The 16,357-nt window shown below is 60.8% G+C and carries 12 protein-coding genes; 9 read left to right on the top strand and 3 right to left on the bottom strand.

Translation table 11 applies throughout. The features are described 5' to 3' along the window. Nucleotides 1-7 precede the first annotated feature (7 nt). From C6558_RS21695 to C6558_RS21680, 4 genes are all read left to right on the top strand, one after another. A complete protein-coding gene (locus tag C6558_RS21695) occupies nt 8-1,681 on the top strand; it encodes a nitrite/sulfite reductase (protein WP_025426789.1) in 1,674 nt (557 codons plus the stop codon). 16 nt (nt 1,682-1,697) lie between these two features. Then, on the top strand, nt 1,698-2,198 hold the full coding sequence (locus C6558_RS21690) for a DUF934 domain-containing protein (protein ID WP_025426790.1): 501 nt from the start codon (nt 1,698-1,700) through the stop codon (nt 2,196-2,198). 147 nt (nt 2,199-2,345) lie between these two features. Continuing rightward, nucleotides 2,346-3,158, top strand: coding sequence for a ferredoxin--NADP reductase (locus C6558_RS21685; RefSeq protein WP_025426791.1), 813 nt, complete (start codon nt 2,346-2,348; stop codon nt 3,156-3,158). A 275-nt stretch (nt 3,159-3,433) separates the two neighbouring features. Continuing rightward, complete coding sequence (locus C6558_RS21680) at nt 3,434-4,936, top strand: acetyl-CoA hydrolase/transferase family protein (RefSeq protein ID WP_025426792.1); 1,503 nt, start codon at nt 3,434-3,436, stop codon at nt 4,934-4,936. A gap of 4 nt (nt 4,937-4,940) precedes the next feature. On the opposite strand, the gene C6558_RS21675 is transcribed toward C6558_RS21680, so the two are convergent. Next, nucleotides 4,941-5,558: a GntR family transcriptional regulator gene (locus tag C6558_RS21675; RefSeq protein ID WP_025426793.1), complete on the bottom strand. Its 618-nt coding sequence runs from the start codon at nt 5,556-5,558 to the stop codon at nt 4,941-4,943. 261 nt (nt 5,559-5,819) lie between these two features. Here C6558_RS21675 and C6558_RS21670 point away from each other — a divergent pair, with 261 nt between their 5' ends. The 5 genes from C6558_RS21670 to C6558_RS21650 are packed head-to-tail and all read left to right on the top strand — an operon-like array spanning nt 5,820 to nt 14,327. Then, the gene (locus tag C6558_RS21670) at nt 5,820-7,073 is read left to right on the top strand and encodes a ferric reductase-like transmembrane domain-containing protein (RefSeq protein ID WP_025426794.1); all 1,254 of its coding nucleotides are present in this window, start codon (nt 5,820-5,822) and stop codon (nt 7,071-7,073) included. A gap of 39 nt (nt 7,074-7,112) precedes the next feature. Continuing rightward, nucleotides 7,113-10,340 (top strand): c-type cytochrome, encoded by a 3,228-nt coding sequence (locus tag C6558_RS21665; RefSeq protein WP_107027691.1) that lies wholly within the window; start codon nt 7,113-7,115, stop codon nt 10,338-10,340. A 22-nt stretch (nt 10,341-10,362) separates the two neighbouring features. Then, nucleotides 10,363-11,253, top strand: a complete 891-nt coding sequence (locus tag C6558_RS21660) for an OmpA family protein (RefSeq protein WP_158071682.1) — start codon at nt 10,363-10,365, stop codon at nt 11,251-11,253. A gap of 3 nt (nt 11,254-11,256) precedes the next feature. Continuing rightward, entirely contained in the window at nt 11,257-12,810 is a 1,554-nt protein-coding gene (locus tag C6558_RS21655) for a caspase family protein (RefSeq protein ID WP_107027690.1), read from the top strand. Next, nucleotides 12,807-14,327 (top strand): caspase family protein, encoded by a 1,521-nt coding sequence (locus C6558_RS21650; protein ID WP_107027689.1) that lies wholly within the window; start codon nt 12,807-12,809, stop codon nt 14,325-14,327. The genes C6558_RS21655 and C6558_RS21650 overlap by 4 nt, the downstream gene beginning before the upstream one ends. A gap of 77 nt (nt 14,328-14,404) precedes the next feature. Here the strand turns inward: C6558_RS21650 and C6558_RS21645 are convergent, their stop codons facing one another. Together C6558_RS21645 and C6558_RS21640 are read right to left on the bottom strand one after the other, a co-directional pair. Continuing rightward, nucleotides 14,405-15,181, bottom strand: coding sequence for an amino acid ABC transporter ATP-binding protein (locus C6558_RS21645; RefSeq protein ID WP_025426799.1), 777 nt, complete (start codon nt 15,179-15,181; stop codon nt 14,405-14,407). A 14-nt stretch (nt 15,182-15,195) separates the two neighbouring features. Beyond that, nucleotides 15,196-16,353, bottom strand: a complete 1,158-nt coding sequence (locus C6558_RS21640; RefSeq protein ID WP_025426800.1) for an amino acid ABC transporter permease — start codon at nt 16,351-16,353, stop codon at nt 15,196-15,198. Nucleotides 16,354-16,357: the final 4 nt, after the last annotated feature.

Raw genomic sequence — 16,357 nt, 5'->3', positions numbered from 1 at the left:
ATACAACATGTACCGTTACGATGAATTCGATCATGCCTTCGTCTCCTCGCGCGTCGACCAGTTCCGCGATCAGGTCGAGCGCCGCCTGAGTGGCGAGTTGGCCGAAGACGCATTCAAGCCGCTGCGCCTGATGAATGGCGTATACCTGCAGTTGCACGCCTACATGCTGCGCGTTGCGATCCCCTATGGCACGCTGTCCAGCCGCCAGATGCGTATGCTCGCCCACATCGCCCGCAAGTATGACCGCGGCTATGGCCACTTCACCACCCGTCAGAACATCCAGTACAACTGGCCGCGCCTTTCCGACACGCCGGATATCCTGGATGAGCTGGCAAGCGTCGAGATGCACGCGTTGCAGACGTCGGGCAATTGCATTCGCAATGTGACGGCCGATCATTTCGCCGGCGCTGCTGCCGATGAAGTCGCTGATCCAAGGCCTTATGCCGAAATCCTCAGACAATGGTCGAGCGTTCACCCGGAATTCTCGTTCCTGCCGCGCAAGTTCAAGATTGCTGTCACAGGTGCTGAGCGCGACCGCGCCGCGATCCAGGTGCACGACATCGGCCTGCACCTGAAAAAGGATGAGGACGGCCGCATCGGCTTTGCCGTTTATGTCGGTGGCGGACAGGGCCGCACGCCGATGATTGCCAAGAAGATCCGGGACTTCCTGCCGGAAGAGGACCTGCTGTCCTACACGACGGCGATCATGCGCGTGTACAACCTGCATGGCCGTCGCGACAACAAGTACAAGGCGCGCATCAAGATCCTCGTCCACGAAACCGGTGCCGAAGAGCTTTCCCGTCAGGTCGAGGTCGAGTTCGCGGCGCTGAAGGATACGGAGCTGAAGCTTCCAGAAGCTGATATTCAGGCCATCTCCACCTATTTCGCGCCGCCAGCGCTGGAGCCGCGTGCCGAGGGCTGGGAAAGTCTGGCGCGCTGGAAGAAGACCGATCCGGAATTCTCACGCTGGGTTCACCAGAACGTGCAGCCGCACAAGCATCCGGACTACGGCATGGTGACGATCTCGCTGAAGCCGATCGGCGGCATTCCGGGGGACGCGACCGACGCGCAGATGGAGGCTGTTGCAGACATCGCCGAGGAGTATGCCTTCGACGAGATCCGTGTCAGCCACGAGCAGAACCTGATCCTGCCGCATGTGGCTCTGGCTGATCTGGAGCCGATCTACCGGGCGCTCGTCGTTGCCGGCCTGGCGACAGCCAATGCCGGACTGATCACCGATATCATTGCCTGTCCCGGGCTCGACTACTGCGCGCTTGCAAATGCGCGCTCCATCCCGGTGGCGCAGGAGATCTCGACGCGCTTCGGCGCGCCTGAACGTCAGGCTGAGATCGGCGAACTGAAGATCAAGATCTCCGGCTGCATCAATGCCTGCGGCCATCACCACGTTGGCCATATCGGCCTGCTCGGCGTAGAGAAGAAGGGGGCGGAACTCTATCAGATCACGCTCGGCGGCTCCGGCGACGAGAACACGTCGATCGGCGAGATCATCGGTCGCGGTTTCGAACCGGAAAAGGTGACCGACGCGATCGAAACGATCGTCGATACCTATCTCGGGCTGCGCAATGACAAGTCGGAGACGTTCCTCGAAGCGTACCGTCGCGTCGGCCCGCAACCCTTCAAGGACGCGCTCTACGGCGGCAGCGCACAGGAAGCCGCTTGAGGCGCAAGGAACGGACATGACAAAAATCTGGAAAGAAACCGGCTTTGTGAGCGACGATCCCTGGATCATCGAAAACGACGAGACCAAAGCGGGTTCCAACGAGAAGGCGATACTCGGCTTCGAGACGTTTCTCGCCAAGGTGGCTGAGACGGACGAGGTGGGTTTAGGCGTAGTCGTCGCTCCTGCAGATGACGTTGCCAAGCTACAACCCTATCTCGATCGTATTGCGCTGGTCGCGGTCGCGTTCCCGGCCTTCAATGACGGGCGGGCTTTCAGCCATGCGTCGCTGCTGCGCGCGCGGCTTGGTTTTGCCGGTGAGGTGAGGGCTGTCGGCGACGTTCTGATCGATCAGATCCCGTTGATGCTGCGTTGCGGCGTCGACAGTTTCGCGGTAACCAATGCCACGGCCCTGAAGCGTCTGACGGAAGGCCGGTTGCCCGGTATCGCCAACCACTATCAGCCGACCGCGAGACCCTCTGCTGACGCCAGGTCCTATAGCTGGCGGCGCGTTTCTTGAAGGCAGTGCTGACCGCGACAGTGTGAAGCACGCCGAAATGCGCGAAAGCGACTATATTTAGAAGGGAATTCCTTCCCGTTGAGTGCGGCTTGGAATATCCGCGTATTGTTGATAGACAGGGTCATCATTTACAGGACTGTAGCCACGATGAATGCTCCGGCAAAAACGGAAGATTTCGCGATCCAGGCACCCGCCGGTGTCTTCGTTGAAACGGTGACGAGCGTCACCCACTATACGGATCGGCTCTTCCGCTTCCGCATGACCCGTCCTGCGGAGTTCCGCTTCCGCTCCGGCGAGTTTGCGATGATTGGTTTGATGGTCGGCGACAAACCCGTCTACCGCGCCTACTCGATCGCAAGCCCGGCCTGGGACGAGGAACTCGAATTCTTCTCGATCAAGGTTCCTGATGGCCCGCTGACATCTCACCTGCAGGCGATCAAGCCAGGCGACAAGGTGCTGATGCGCAAGAAGCCGACCGGCACGCTGGTGCTCGACGCGCTGGTTCCCGGCCGCAGGCTCTACATGTTCTCGACCGGCACCGGCATTGCGCCTTTCGCCAGCCTGATCCGCGACCCCGAGACCTACGAGAAGTTTGAGGAAGTCATCCTCACGCACACCTGCCGCGATGTGGCCGAGCTGAAATACGGTTTCGACCTCGTCGAGGAAATTCGCAATCACGAATTCCTGAACGAGATCGTCGGCGACAAGCTTCGCCATTATGCGACGGTGACCCGCGAGGACTATCCCTTCAAGGGCCGTGTGACCGACCTGATGGTCAACGGCAAATTCTTTGCCGATCTCGGTCTGCCGCCGCTCGACCCAGCCATCGATCGCGGAATGATCTGCGGCTCGACGGCAATGTTGAAGGACACCAAGGAAATCCTCGAGGCCGCAGGCCTGACCGAGGGGTCCAACAACAAGCCGGCCGAGTTCGTCATCGAGCGCGCCTTTGTCGGCTAACTGACGACAAGATACGAAACATCGTCGCAGCATTTGGAGGGCGCATCATCGGGTGCGCCCTTTTTCGCATCTGTGCGACAGTCGCGACCGGAGCATGAGCTATGCGTTTCCGGCAGCCCCGATCTGAGCAATCAGCGTACCGGCAGCCTTTCGCAGACACTATCGTTCCCCAGCATTTTCATATGTCGCTCGACCGCGTCCATGCGGAACGAACGGCCAAGAAGGAGTCCCCGCCGGAGATCGCCGGCGACAGCGGATCTTGCAGGGAGTGGCCCATGAGCCTTGAGACCAGAATTCGCCGCAAATCGTTGCATGACCGGATCGTCACGCCGGAGGCGGCGGCGGCGCTCATCGAGGATGGCATGACGATCGGCATGAGCGGCTTTACCAAGGCAGGCGACGCCAAGGCGGTGCCGTTGGCCATGGCGCAGCGTGCGGCGCAGGAGAAGTTTCGCATCACCTTGATGACCGGGGCCTCGCTTGGGCACGACATCGACAAGATCCTGACGGAAGCGGGTGTTCTCGCACGCCGGCTTCCCTTCCAGTCCGATCCGGCCCTTCGCGCGGCGATCAACCGCGGCGAGGTCATGTTCATCGACCAGCATCTGTCTGAGACCGTCGAGCAACTCCGCTCCGGCCAGATCAGCCCGATCGACTATGCCGTCGTCGAGGCCGTGGCGATCACCGAGGATGGCGGCATCGTTCCTTCGACATCGGTCGGCAACTCCGCAAGTTTTGCGATCCTCGCCAAGAAAGTGATTGTCGAGCTCAATCTCAGCCACAGCCCGGAGCTTGAGGGGCTGCACGACATCTACATCCCGGCGAAACGCCCATCGCGCACGCCGATCCCGGTCGTTGCCTGCGACATTCGCGTCGGCTCGCCCTATATCCCTGTTGATCCGGACAAGATTGCCGCGATCGTCATCACCGAAAAGCAGGACAGTGCCGCGCGCATTTCGCCGCCCGATGCCGAGACCAATTCGATCGCGGGCCACCTGATCGGCTTTCTTCAGGACGAGGTGCGCAAGGGTAGGCTCGACATGACGTTGAACCCGTTGCAGGCGGGTATTGGCGTTATTGCGAATTCGGTTCTGAGCGGCCTCGTCGACAGCCCCTTTCATGATCTGCGCATGTACAGCGAAGTGCTGCAGGACAGCACCTTCGAGCTCTTTGAGGCCGGCAAGCTCAGCTTCGCCTCGGCGGCATCGATGACGCTGAGCAGCGCCTGGGCCGATCGCGTCTTTCGCAACATCCGCGCCTACAAGGACAGGGTGATCCTGCGGCCGCAGGAGGTCAGCAACCACCCGGAAATCATCCGGCGCCTGGGCGTCATCGGCATCAACACCGCGCTCGAGTTCGATATCTACGGCAACGTCAATTCGACCCATGTCGGCGGCACCGACATGATGAACGGCATCGGCGGTTCCGGCGATTTTGCCCGCAACGCCTTCCTGTCGATCTTCGTCGCCAAATCGGTGGCCAAGGGTGGGGCGATCTCGTCCGTGGTGCCGATGGTTTCCCATGTGGACCACACGGAGCATGACGTCGATATTCTGGTCACCGAGCACGGGCTTGCGGATCTCCGCGGGCTGGCGCCGCGCGAGCGCGCGCCGATCATCATCCGCAACTGTTGCCATCCCGCTTACCGCGAGTTGCTGGGGGATTACTTCAAGCGGGCTGTTGCAGCGCGTGCGGGGCAGACGCCGCATATCCTCGAGGAAGCCTTCGACTGGCATGTACGTCGGCTGAAGACGGGCAGCATGTTGCCGGGCGCCTGATGCCTCAATCCCGAGCCAGGTAGTCCATCAAGGCTGACATCGCCGCCGCGGCACCCTCGGCGTCGGCAAGCACGATGGCGTCGATCGCCTCGATGTGGCGGTCGACCGATCCGCGCATTCGCTCAACGGTTGCGTCGGCAAACCAGATGCGTCGAGCGTGCGTCTGCAGCGGGGCGAGGGCGGCCGTCAGGAACGTATTGGGGCAGGCCTCCTCCATCAGTTCATCGAAGACCTTGTCGGCCACGAGGAAGCCTTCGAGATCGCCGGCATCCGCGCATCGGCTCATCTCTGCGGCGCATCCCTTCATGGCTCGTCGTGCATCCGCGTCGGCATGCTCCGCCACCAGGCTTGCCGCCAGCGGTTCCAGCTTTTGACGGGTTTGCATCACATGCGCTCGATCGTCCGGCCCGATTGTCGTTATCTGCAGGCCGACACGCGGGCGAACCTCCATCAGTTCCTGCCAGGCGAGTTTCTGAATGGCTTCACGCACGGGCGTACGGCCATGACCGGCAAGCTCGATCAGCTGCTTTTCCGTCAGCAGCATGCCGGGCACAAGCTTGAGCGTGACGATCAGTCGCTCGAGGGCGAGATAGGCGAGGTGGGCCTGGGAGTGAACCGACATACGCATCCCACAGTTTCTGATATATCAGAACGTGGCACAGTTTCGTTTCGATGGCAAACGAACTGATGACCACTAATCAGGAAGGATTATGCTGGTCGAAGTAATCATTATGAGTCGGTAAAAGCTTCAGATTTCAATGGCCTGAATAAAAGTGCTCGTTCGGCCGTTCCAGCCTTGAATGGTGTTGACGAAGAGGAAACTGCTTGTCAGTCTTCTCTAAAAAGAACGTCGGACATCGACGTTGAGGGGCTTGGGCTGAAGGTGGGTGCGTTTCTGGTCTGGTCGCTGATTGTGTTTGCGGGGCTGCTTGCCGTCCCGGCGGTCAGCCATACGAACGCGCAGACGACGTTCTCGCTGATGGCGTCCTCGATGGCTTTCGTCGGAATGGCGATTGCGCAGTTCATGGCGGCACGTCCGCCCGTCATCGAACCGCTGTTCGGCGGGCTCGACCGCATCTATCACCTTCATCGCCGGATCGGCATCTCCGTGCTGATGCTCATTCTCGTCCATTATTTCCTGACGCCTGATTTCAAGGGGCTGTCGTTCACCAGCGGTTTGAACCAGCTTGCTGCCTCCGCCGGCAAGTATGGCTTCTACGGGCTGACGGCGCTGCTTGTTCTCAGCATCGTCAAGATCATCCCGAAGACCAGAATCGAGATACCCTATCACCTGTGGCGTTATACCCATCGGTTCATCGGGCTCTTGTTCGCGCTTGTCGCGTTCCACCAGATGTTCATCAAGCGCCCCTATGACAGCACGGCGCTGCTGGCGGTCTATCTCAATGCGTTCGCAGCACTCGGGATCCTCAGCTACGCCTATACGCAGCTTCTGCCGTGGCTGAGGACGCGATGCTACGAGGTTTCCGAGGTCGAAAAGCACGATGGTGCGACGATCATTTCGGCGCGTTCAAAGGGGCGCGCGCTGAGGGCCAAACCGGGGCAGTTCGGTTTCCTGCGTGTCCTGAAGGCTGGTCTGCGCGAGCCGCACCCCTTCACAATCGCCGACATCGATGGCAACGGCACGGTGCGCTTCGCCATCAAGCCGCTCGGCGACTATACGCAGGCGTTGCGCGATCAGATTGCTGTCGGCGACCGGTTGAAGCTCGAAGGCGGATACGGCCAGTTCAATCACCGACGCGGGGCGAAGAAGCAGATCTGGCTTGCCGGAGGTATCGGGGTCACGCCGTTTCTCGCCATGGCCAGCCATTTGAAGGGCGATGAGGACCAGGACATCCACATGGTCTATTGCGTGCGCGACCGAAAGGAAGCCATCGGCCTTGAAACCTTCGAGGCGCAGGCGGAAAAGCTCGGCAACTTCAGCTTCGTGCTGCACGATTCGGCCACAGACGGGCGGCTGGACGCGGCCAAACTGGCGGCGGGCAGCGTCATCGATCCGGGCGAGGCCGATCTTTGGTTCTGCGGTCCTGCGCCGCTGCGGGAGGCGATCGTCAAAGGGTTGAAAGAGCTTGGAAAGAAGCCGCGTCGCGTAGAGTTCGAACAGTTTCAGTTTCGATAGCAGTTTTATTGAAGATTTTTGGATTAAGGGAGTACGGCCATGCGCAGTCTGCGTGAAATGCGAGCGAACGTCTCGTCAGGTGCCGGCATCCGCAATAGGCACGCACTGGCTCTGGCCGCCGGTCTGCTGGCCGCCATGCTCTGTCCCGGCGTCGCATCGGTGCGCGACGCTTTCGCCGAGGACGCCTTCTCGACCTACAAGGCGAATGTCGAGAACGGCAAGTACATGTTCAACGCCGCTGGTTGTGGCGCCTGCCACGGGTCGGGCGACGAAACTGGACTGCTGTCCGGCGGCATGGAGATGAACACGGCGATCGGCACTTTCTACGCGCCGAACATTTCGCCCCATGCCAACGGCATCGGTGGCTGGAGCAACGCCCAGTTCCTCAACGCTGTCATGGTCGGGCTTGATCGTGACGGCAACAATCTCTACCCGGTCATGCCCTACACATCCTATGGCGGTATGAAGCCGGAGGACGTGCTCGATATCAAGGCTTACGTCGAGACCTTGCCGCAATCAGACGCCGTCTCGAAGGAACATGAGATCGCTTTTCCTTTTAGTCGGCAAACGACCATAACTCTCTGGAAACGCAGCAATTTCACAGTTCAAGCCTACCAGCCGCGCGAAGCGTCGCAGATGGAGCGTGGCCGTTACCTGGTCGAAAATGTCGGTGGCTGTGGCGACTGTCACACGCCGCGCACGACGACTTATGGGCTCGACCCGGAAAGAGCTTTTCACGGCGAGAAGGGGCTGACCGGTGCGGTCGCACCGGATATCGGCAAGGCGAAGATGGCGGGGCTCACTGCGCCGGAAGTGTTTACCACGGGCCTTATAGACGAAGGCAAGAAGCTTTCGGGCGCACCGATCAGCGACCCGGTCATGCGACGGATCGCCAAGGGACTTTCGATACTCAGCGACGACGATCGTCGCGCGATCTACGCGTTCCTGTCCGATCGCGAGGTGAAAGCACCGGCGCCGGTGGCGCAGTCTGTGACGGCAGTGTGCAAGGAGACCACGGCCTCGACGGCGCTGACCGGCGACAATGCCGAAGTCGCCCAACAGGCCGATGCCTTCATCGGCAAGTATTGCCGCAACTGCCATGGGCCGGGTGAAAGCTCTCAAGGCAGCTACCCCGCCGGTGAGCTGACATCGATCGCCGCCGATGCCAATTTCGTCACGCCGGGCAATGCCGCGAAATCGCGCCTCTTCACCTCGGTCACCAGCGGCCGCATGCCGCTTGGCAAGCGCCCGACGGACGAAGAGGTCAAGGTGCTCGAGGACTGGATCAATTCGCTCAGCGAAAAGAACCTGCCGCAGACGGCAGCCACCAAACCCGCCCGATCGCGCCCGATGCTGTCCCATGACCAGTTCGTCGAGGCGGCGCTCAAGGACATTTCCAAGGTCAGTGCGCTTGATCGTCAGCACATGCGCTATTTCTCCTACCGTGACCAGTATAACGGCATGATGGGTTGCGAAGACGACGCCACGTTCATGAAGCGCATGGACGTGCTGGCCGGTGGCTTCAAGAAGCTGCTGAATTCCTTGTCCTATGGCCCGAAGCTGGTGGTGCCGGCGGAGGTGGACGGCACCAATGGTCTGCTCGTCCGGGTCGATCTGCGCGAGCTGCAGTGGGATAACGCTGATTACGATTTCCTGATCAAGCGCTATTTCTACGGCGTTGATCCGACGAGCGATGCGTCGCTTCAGGCGCTTTCCACCGAGACGCATACGCAACTGCCGATCATGCGGATCGACTGGTTCATGAGCAATGGCGCCCGGCCGGAGGTCTATAACAGACTGATGAAGCTGCCGACGCATATTCGCGAGCTGGAAACGCGCTTCAAGATCGATGTCGACGACAACATAAGGCGGCGTAACGTTCTGCGTGCCGGCTTTGCTGACGGTTCGTCCGGCGTATCGGACCACAATCGCATGCTCGAGCGTCACGACATGCCGTTTGGCGGCTACTATTGGAAATCCTACGATTTCGCCGGCGATGTCGGCAAACAGGTGCTCAAGCGTTTTCCGCATGGACCCAAGGAGTTGGGTGCGCTCGATGCCGGCCTTGTGCCGTTCGAGCACGACGGTGGCGAGATGATCTTTTCACTGCCCAACGGCATGCAGGGTTATTATCTGTCGACCGCGGCAGGAAAACAGCTCGATGTCGGGCCGACGACCATCGTTTCGTTCCGTGACCGGCCGATCGGCAAGGGCGTGGAGATCGTCAATGCCCGCTCCTGCTTCGATTGCCACGCCGATGGCATTCTGTCGAAACGTGATCAGTTGCGCGAGCATATCGCCACGTCGACGCTGTTCAGCAAGGACCAGCAGGGCGTGCTGTTGGCCATGTACGTGAAGCAGGAGGAGCTGGACGAGGCCTACCGCAAGGACCGCGAACGCTTCGTCGAGGCTCTGCAAAAACTCGACGTAACCGAACCGACGCCGGATGGCGGGCTTCAGAGCAAGCACGCACCCGGCGACGCCGAGATCGTCACCTACTTTGCCGACAAGTATGAAGATGAGCTCGACTTCGATGCTCTGGCGGCGGAGTTCGACATGACGCCGCAGCAGTTTTCTGAGGCGATCAAGCGAGTAGCGGAAGTGGATGTCCTGCGTCTCGGGCTTGATTGGGTCACGACGCTCGAAGCTGGCGGGACTGTTCCGCGCAACGAGGTCGAACAGCAATATGCCCTGTTGCTGGAGCCGCTCGCCCAGCGGCGCCCGCTCGATACCAGCACGATCGTCGTTGCCGGCACCGAGCAGCAGTCGGAGGAAAAACCGCAATCCGTAGCCGCAGCCGCGCCTGACTATCGCAAGCAGGAGAAGGCTGGCGGCACCAAGCTTGAGCTTGCCTTGAAGGTGCCGACGACGACGGCCAAGGTCGGTGACCAGCTGTCGTTCGAACTCAGCGTCAATCAGGCCTGCGAACTGCAGATCCTCTATGTCGAGGAAAACGGCAATGTCGAAATCATCCCAGATGAGATGATCGGCCACACGACGCTGCAGCCCGGCGAAAGCAGGCTGATCCCGCAGCCGGGAACCGGCACGCTGACCTTCGATACGGCAGCGCCCGCCGAAACCATGCTGGCCTTCTGCCGGGTTGGCGGTCTGGCCGATCAAAGGCTCACGGTGGAGAAAGCGCGCGCATTCGTCGTCCAATCGAAGTTGCCGCCGACGCGCGGATTGGCGGTCAATCTCGCGAAGAAGGCGCAGGCCGACAACGGCGCCAGCAGCGTGCAGATGGTAACTTTCGAGATTAGAGAATAGCGGATGCGCGATGGATGAATTGATGAAAGGGTTGATCGTCGCATCCGCAATGCTTTTGCCGCTCGCTTACCCGGCGCGCGCCTGCGACGCGTTAGTGAAAACCTCGGAGGCTCTCAACAGGGGCGACGAGGTCGGGGCGCGGGCAGCGGCCGCGCCGGAGCGCACGAATGCATGTTCGAGTACCGAGGCAGCGCTTACCCGGCGTGTAGCGGCGCTAGCAACGTTCAATCGCATCGCCAACGCAGTCGGGGCCGGTGCCAGGCTCGATACTTTCGAGGGTGAGCTTGAAGCTGTGCTGAGCGACGTCGGTGGGCCTTGGCAGATCCTCGACGCGCTCGGCGACATCGACCGGGAGCGAAAGAACTATGAACGTGCGGCAACCTATTACCAGCAGGCACTTGAGGATGCGGCCAACGAGGAACTGACGCCCGAGTGGATGGCGCCGGACAAGGCTTACATTCTGCGCCTCGATCGGCTCGCCTCCGAGATGCGGCTTGCAGCAATCAAGCCGGTGAAGCTTGCGATGCGCGGCGCCTGCAAGTTCTCCTATCGCGGTGTCTCGATCAGAAAGAAGGCGACGCCGGTTCGCTATGTCTTCGGAACAGCCGAGTTCACGCCTGAAGGGTTGCAGTCGGCAAAGGATTTGTTCGAGTGCCTGAAATCGGCAAAGGCGGATGCAATTACCTTGATCGGCCATACTGATCCGATCGGCAGCGCTGAGGCGAACCTGAAACTGTCGTTGGCAAGGGCCGAGGCGCTTGCCAACTATCTTGTCGGTGCTGGCTACAAGGGCACCTGGACGACGATTGGCAAGGGCGAGGAGGAGCCGTTCAAACCGGATGATCCGGGTGCCTACGACGAAGCGATGCTACATCAGTTGGATCGCCGCGTCGAAGTTGATGTGGAGAAATAGGCTGTGCTGCGCAAGGCTCTGATTTCGTGCGCTTTCTTTAGTCTAGCGGGTCTGCCGGCGCTGGCGGCCACGTCGGCGCTTGTCGTCGGCGTCGACGTCTATCCGCATGAGGTCAGCCTCGATGGCGCGGTCAAGGATGCGCGCGACGTTGCCCAGGCACTGAAGACGGCGGACGTCGGCACCATCCGCGAATTCATCAACGAAAAGGCGACGAAGGACGCGATCCGCGCCGGCTGGCTGGAACTTGTCGGTGCCGCGACAAAAGGCGACATGATCATCTTCACTTATGCCGGTCACGGCGCCCAGATGCCGGAACTTGTCGCCGGCAGCGAGCCGGATGGGCTTGATGAGTTTCTGGAGTTGCCGGGATTCGATCGTAGCCGGGCCGAGGAGACGGCAAAGGAGATCATCGTCGACAATGAACTCAATGCCTGGTTCGTGGAAGCTGAGGCCAAGGGTGTCCAGGTGCTGTTTGTCTCCGACAGCTGTTATTCCGGCGGCATGAACCGATCGATCTCCGGCAAGACGCGGCTCGCACCGACGGTGCGGGCGCAGTTGCCGCCGCCGTCGCAAGAGGCGGTTTCCGGCGCGGCGGTGAAGGATGCGGACCTGTCGCAGGTGACTATCCTTGCCGCATCGCTTGAGAGCCAGCTGACACCGGAGGTGGTGATTGAAGGCGAGCCGCGCGGCGCGCTCAGTTGGAGTTTCGCCCGCGCGCTTGAGGGGGCCGCCGATCGCGATGGCGACGGGCTGATTTCGCGGGTCGAACTCGAGGATTACGTCTTCTCCAACGTCAAGCTCCAGTCCGAGGCGCTGCAGGTGCCGAACTTCACACCACAGGTGCCGCGATCGGACAGGGAGATCGTCCTGTCGCTGCCGAGAAGTGCGGCGCTGGCAGACGGCAATGGTGCAGCAGCAACAGGCCGGTCGTCAAAGCTGAAGCCCGCCCGAGACATGGGTTGGACAGGAACGCTGGCGCTCAGCGTCAACGGCACAGCGCCGACGCTTGAAAATGTCGGTGGCAGCGGTGTTCCCTATCGATGGGATGCCACGAGCGGCACATTCTACACGCCGAACGGCGACGTTGCCGGCGAACATGTCGCTGCCGACATGGTGCAGGGTGTGGTCGATAAATTCATCCTTCTTGATTTCCTGAAGGTGCTTGCCGCGCAGAACCCGGGCAAAGTCTCGCTGACGCCGGTCAAGGACATCTATTCATCAGGCGACCGCCTGAACTTCGACGCTCCGCAGTCCGGATACGCGAACATGCTGGTGTTCAATCTGGCTAATACCGGGGAAGTCCAGCTTCTCGATGCCCAGGTCTCGGGCTCCGGCAGCCATGTGTTCAAGCTCAGGGACCTGGAGGTGGTCAAACCTTTTGGCGCCGATCATCTTGTGGTCGTCTCGACAAACGCCCCGATCGATGCGGTGGTTGCTGCTTTATCCAGCCCAGGCGTCGAGGCATCCGAGTTTCTGCGCCTTCTGGAAGAGCGGCTGGACGGCACCGACAGTGCCGTCGCTATCCAACCGCTCTACACGCGGGAGCGCGGGCAATGACCGCGGACATCGGTGTCTGGCGTTTCCTGCTGCCGCTCATGGCGCTGGGGACCTGTTCGCCTGTCTTGGCTGCGGACCGGGCCTTGCTCATCGGGATAGGAAACTATCAGAACCTGCCGCCGAAGCTGTTCCTGCACGGCCCGAAAAACGACCTCGTTGCCATGGAAGGATTGCTGACAGGCACACTCGGCTTCGATCGTTCCGCGATCCGAGTACTGAAGGATGAGCAGGCGACGGGCGCGGCCATCCTGTCGTCGATCGAAGAATGGCTGGTCGCGGGCACGCAGCCCGGTGACCGGGCCTATCTCTATTATTCGGGTCACGGTCTTCAGGTGACGGATCTCGATGACGACGAGGACGACGGCATGGATGAGGCGCTGGCGCCATTCGATCTGGTCGCCAAGAACAAGGATTGGGATGGCGCCATCACTGATGACGAGCTCGATGCCATCCTCGAACGCTTGAAGGGCAGGGCGGTGACCCTGGTGATCGACGCCTGTCACTCTGGCACGATCTCGCGGTCGCTCTCCAACGATGTGTCCGTAGGCATCGACGGCGCGCGTTTCCTACCGCGCCCCGTGGCGAAACCGGTGGAGCAGGCACTGACGCGCGGGCTGCGGATCGATCTCGGCGTCGTCGACAAGCCGGCCCACGTCAACGAAAGCGGTACCGTTGCCTGGAGCGCAAGCGCGCCCTATCAGGTGGCCTGGGACGATGTGCGGCTGCCCGTCGAAAGCCGTCACGGTGTCTTCACCGCGGCCTATGTCGCCGGGCAGATGGGGGCGGCGGCGGACGCGAACGCCAATGGCCTGACCAGCAACGCCGAGCTTTTCGAATATGTCACGGTGCAATCTGCCGCTTACTGCGCCTCGCAGAAAAAATGCGAGACCCTCGACCCGCAACTGGAGACGAAGGCGCAGAACCTCGGTGCCAGTGCCATAGTGCCGGTACAGGCGCGTGCGGATGCGAAGGCTCGGTATCAGCCCGTTACCGGCAGCAGTACCGGCCAGGTAAGCTATCAGGATGCGAATGCAATCGATGCGGTCGGCGATATCGTCGGCAAGGCCGACGCTGGTGACGTGACCCTCGGCATCGACAGGCCAACGTCGATGAAGGCCGGTGACGTGTTCAAGCTGACGGTCGCAAGCAAGATTGCCGGGAGCCTCATCCTGCTCGACGTCAATGCAGAGGGCGCAGCAACCCAGATCTTTCCCAACGAGTTCGCGCAGAAGATTACCCCACTCAGCGCCAACGTGCCTTTGACACTGCCGGACGAATATTACGGCTTCGACTTCGAAGCATCGGGCGAAGGTGAGAGTGCGTTCGTTGCCCTGGTGGTCAACGATCCCGTTGATCTGGCGGCGGTCGCGCCGAAGGCACGGGGACTCAAGGTCGAGCTCCGCGCGCGCGAGACCTTGAGCGAAATAGTCTCGCGGTTGCAGAAGACCTGGACCGAGGACCTGGATAAGCGCGGCATCCGCTGGTCGGTCGGTATGCTGCGCTATCACGTCGAGTGACCGCATTTCACGACGGCCAGATAGCAAAAAAGCCCGCCGGAAAGGCGGGCTTTCTGTTTGAAGTCTAGCTCGGATGCCTAGTGCAGGATCTGGCTGAGGAAGAGCTTGGTGCGCTCATGCTGCGGATTGTCGAAGAACTCGGCAGGCGAGTTCTGTTCGACGATCTGGCCCTGGTCCATGAAGATCACGCGGTTGGCGACCTGGCGGGCAAAGCCCATTTCGTGGGTCACGCACAGCATGGTCATGCCTTCTTCAGCAAGGCCGACCATCGTATCGAGCACTTCCTTGACCATTTCCGGGTCGAGCGCCGAAGTGGGCTCATCAAACAGCAGGATTTTTGGCTTCATGCACAGCGAGCGGGCGATCGCCACGCGCTGCTGCTGACCGCCCGAAAGCTGGCCTGGATATTTGAGGGCCTGCTCTGGGATCTTGACGCGCTTCAGGAAGTGCATCGCGATTTCTTCGGCCTGCTTCTTCGGCATCTTGCGAACCCAGATCGGTGCAAGCGTGCAGTTTTCCAGGATAGTCAGGTGCGGGAACAGGTTGAAGTGCTGGAACACCATGCCGACTTCGCGGCGCACTTCATCGATCTTCTTCAGGTCGTTGGTGAGCTCGATGCCGTCGACGACGATCTTGCCCTTCTGGTGCTCTTCCAGTCGGTTGATGCAGCGGATCATCGTCGATTTGCCGGAGCCCGACGGGCCGGCGATGACGATACGCTCGCCCTTCATGACCTTCAGGTTGATGTCACGGAGAACGTGGAAGTCCCCGTACCATTTGTTCATTCCGTTGATTTCGACCGCAACGTCGGTCGCGGATACGGTCATCTTGGAAGCAGTGGCTGTATTTGCCATGCGGTTCCCCCCTTTTATCGTTTATGGGCCGTGTCGAGCACACGTTCCATGAAGCCTGAATAGCGCGACATACCAAAGCAGAAAAGCCAGAATATGAAGCCTGCGAAAATTAGCCCGGAGATCGGCGTGACCGCCGAGGCCCAGTTGGCATCCGAGAAGTTCAGCCGGACGATGCCGAGCAGATCGAACATGCCGATGATCGAAACCAGCGACGTATCCTTGAACAGTCCGATGAAGGTGTTGACGATGCCGGGGATCACCAGCTTCAGCGCCTGCGGCAGCACGATGAGGTTCATCTTCTGCCAGTAGCTGAGGCCGAGCGAATCGGCACCCTCATACTGCCCCTTGCCGATCGCCTGCAGACCGCCGCGCACCACCTCGGCCATATAGGCGGAGGCGAAGAACGACACGCCGATCAGCGCGCGCAGGAACTTGTCGAAGGTCACACCCTGCGGCAGGAACAGCGGCAGCATGACACTGGCCATGAACAGAACGGTGATGAGCGGGATGCCGCGCACAACTTCGATGAAGAACGTGCACAGCATCTTGATCACCGGCATGGTCGATTTTCGGCCAAGCGCAAGCAGGATGCCTAGGGGCAGCGATACCGCGATGCCGACGAACGACAGCACCAGCGTCACCATCAGGCCGCCCCACAGTGGGGTTTCGACGAAGGTCAGACCAAACCAACCGCCTGGCAAAAGGATAAGCGACAGGATCGGTAGCACGACGAGAAGCAGGATCGCATTAATGTTCTTGTAGGGGACCTTCGGGATCAGCATCGGCGTCAGGAACAGGATGAACAGGATGCCGATGAGGGCCGGCCGCCAGCGCTCCTCGATCGGGTAACGCCCGAAGAGGAATTGGTCGAACTTGGCATTGACGAAGGCCCAGCACGCGCCGCTCCAGCCGTCCGGCTGCGAGCCGCCCTGTGCGACGGTGGCGCAGACCCCACGCCCGCCGCCCGTCCAGGCGGCATCGATGAAGAGCCATTGCACTGCCGGCGGTACGAGCCAGGCGAGCACGAGCAGGCTTATGATCGTAAGAATCGAATCCTTCGGCGTCGCAAAGAGGTTCTTGCGAAGCCAGTAGGCAAGGCCGCCCGTCAGTATGGGAGCGGGTGCAGCCTCGATCATCGAAGTGCGGACGAAATTTCCCTGGTGCGTGTTCATGATC

It is taken from the genome of Ensifer sp. NM-2 (genome assembly GCF_003024455.1).
Lineage (GTDB): Bacteria > Pseudomonadota > Alphaproteobacteria > Rhizobiales > Rhizobiaceae > Ensifer > Ensifer canadensis.
The sequence above is the reverse complement of the archived record's forward strand: the minus strand, read 5'-3'. Positions and strand labels throughout refer to the sequence as shown.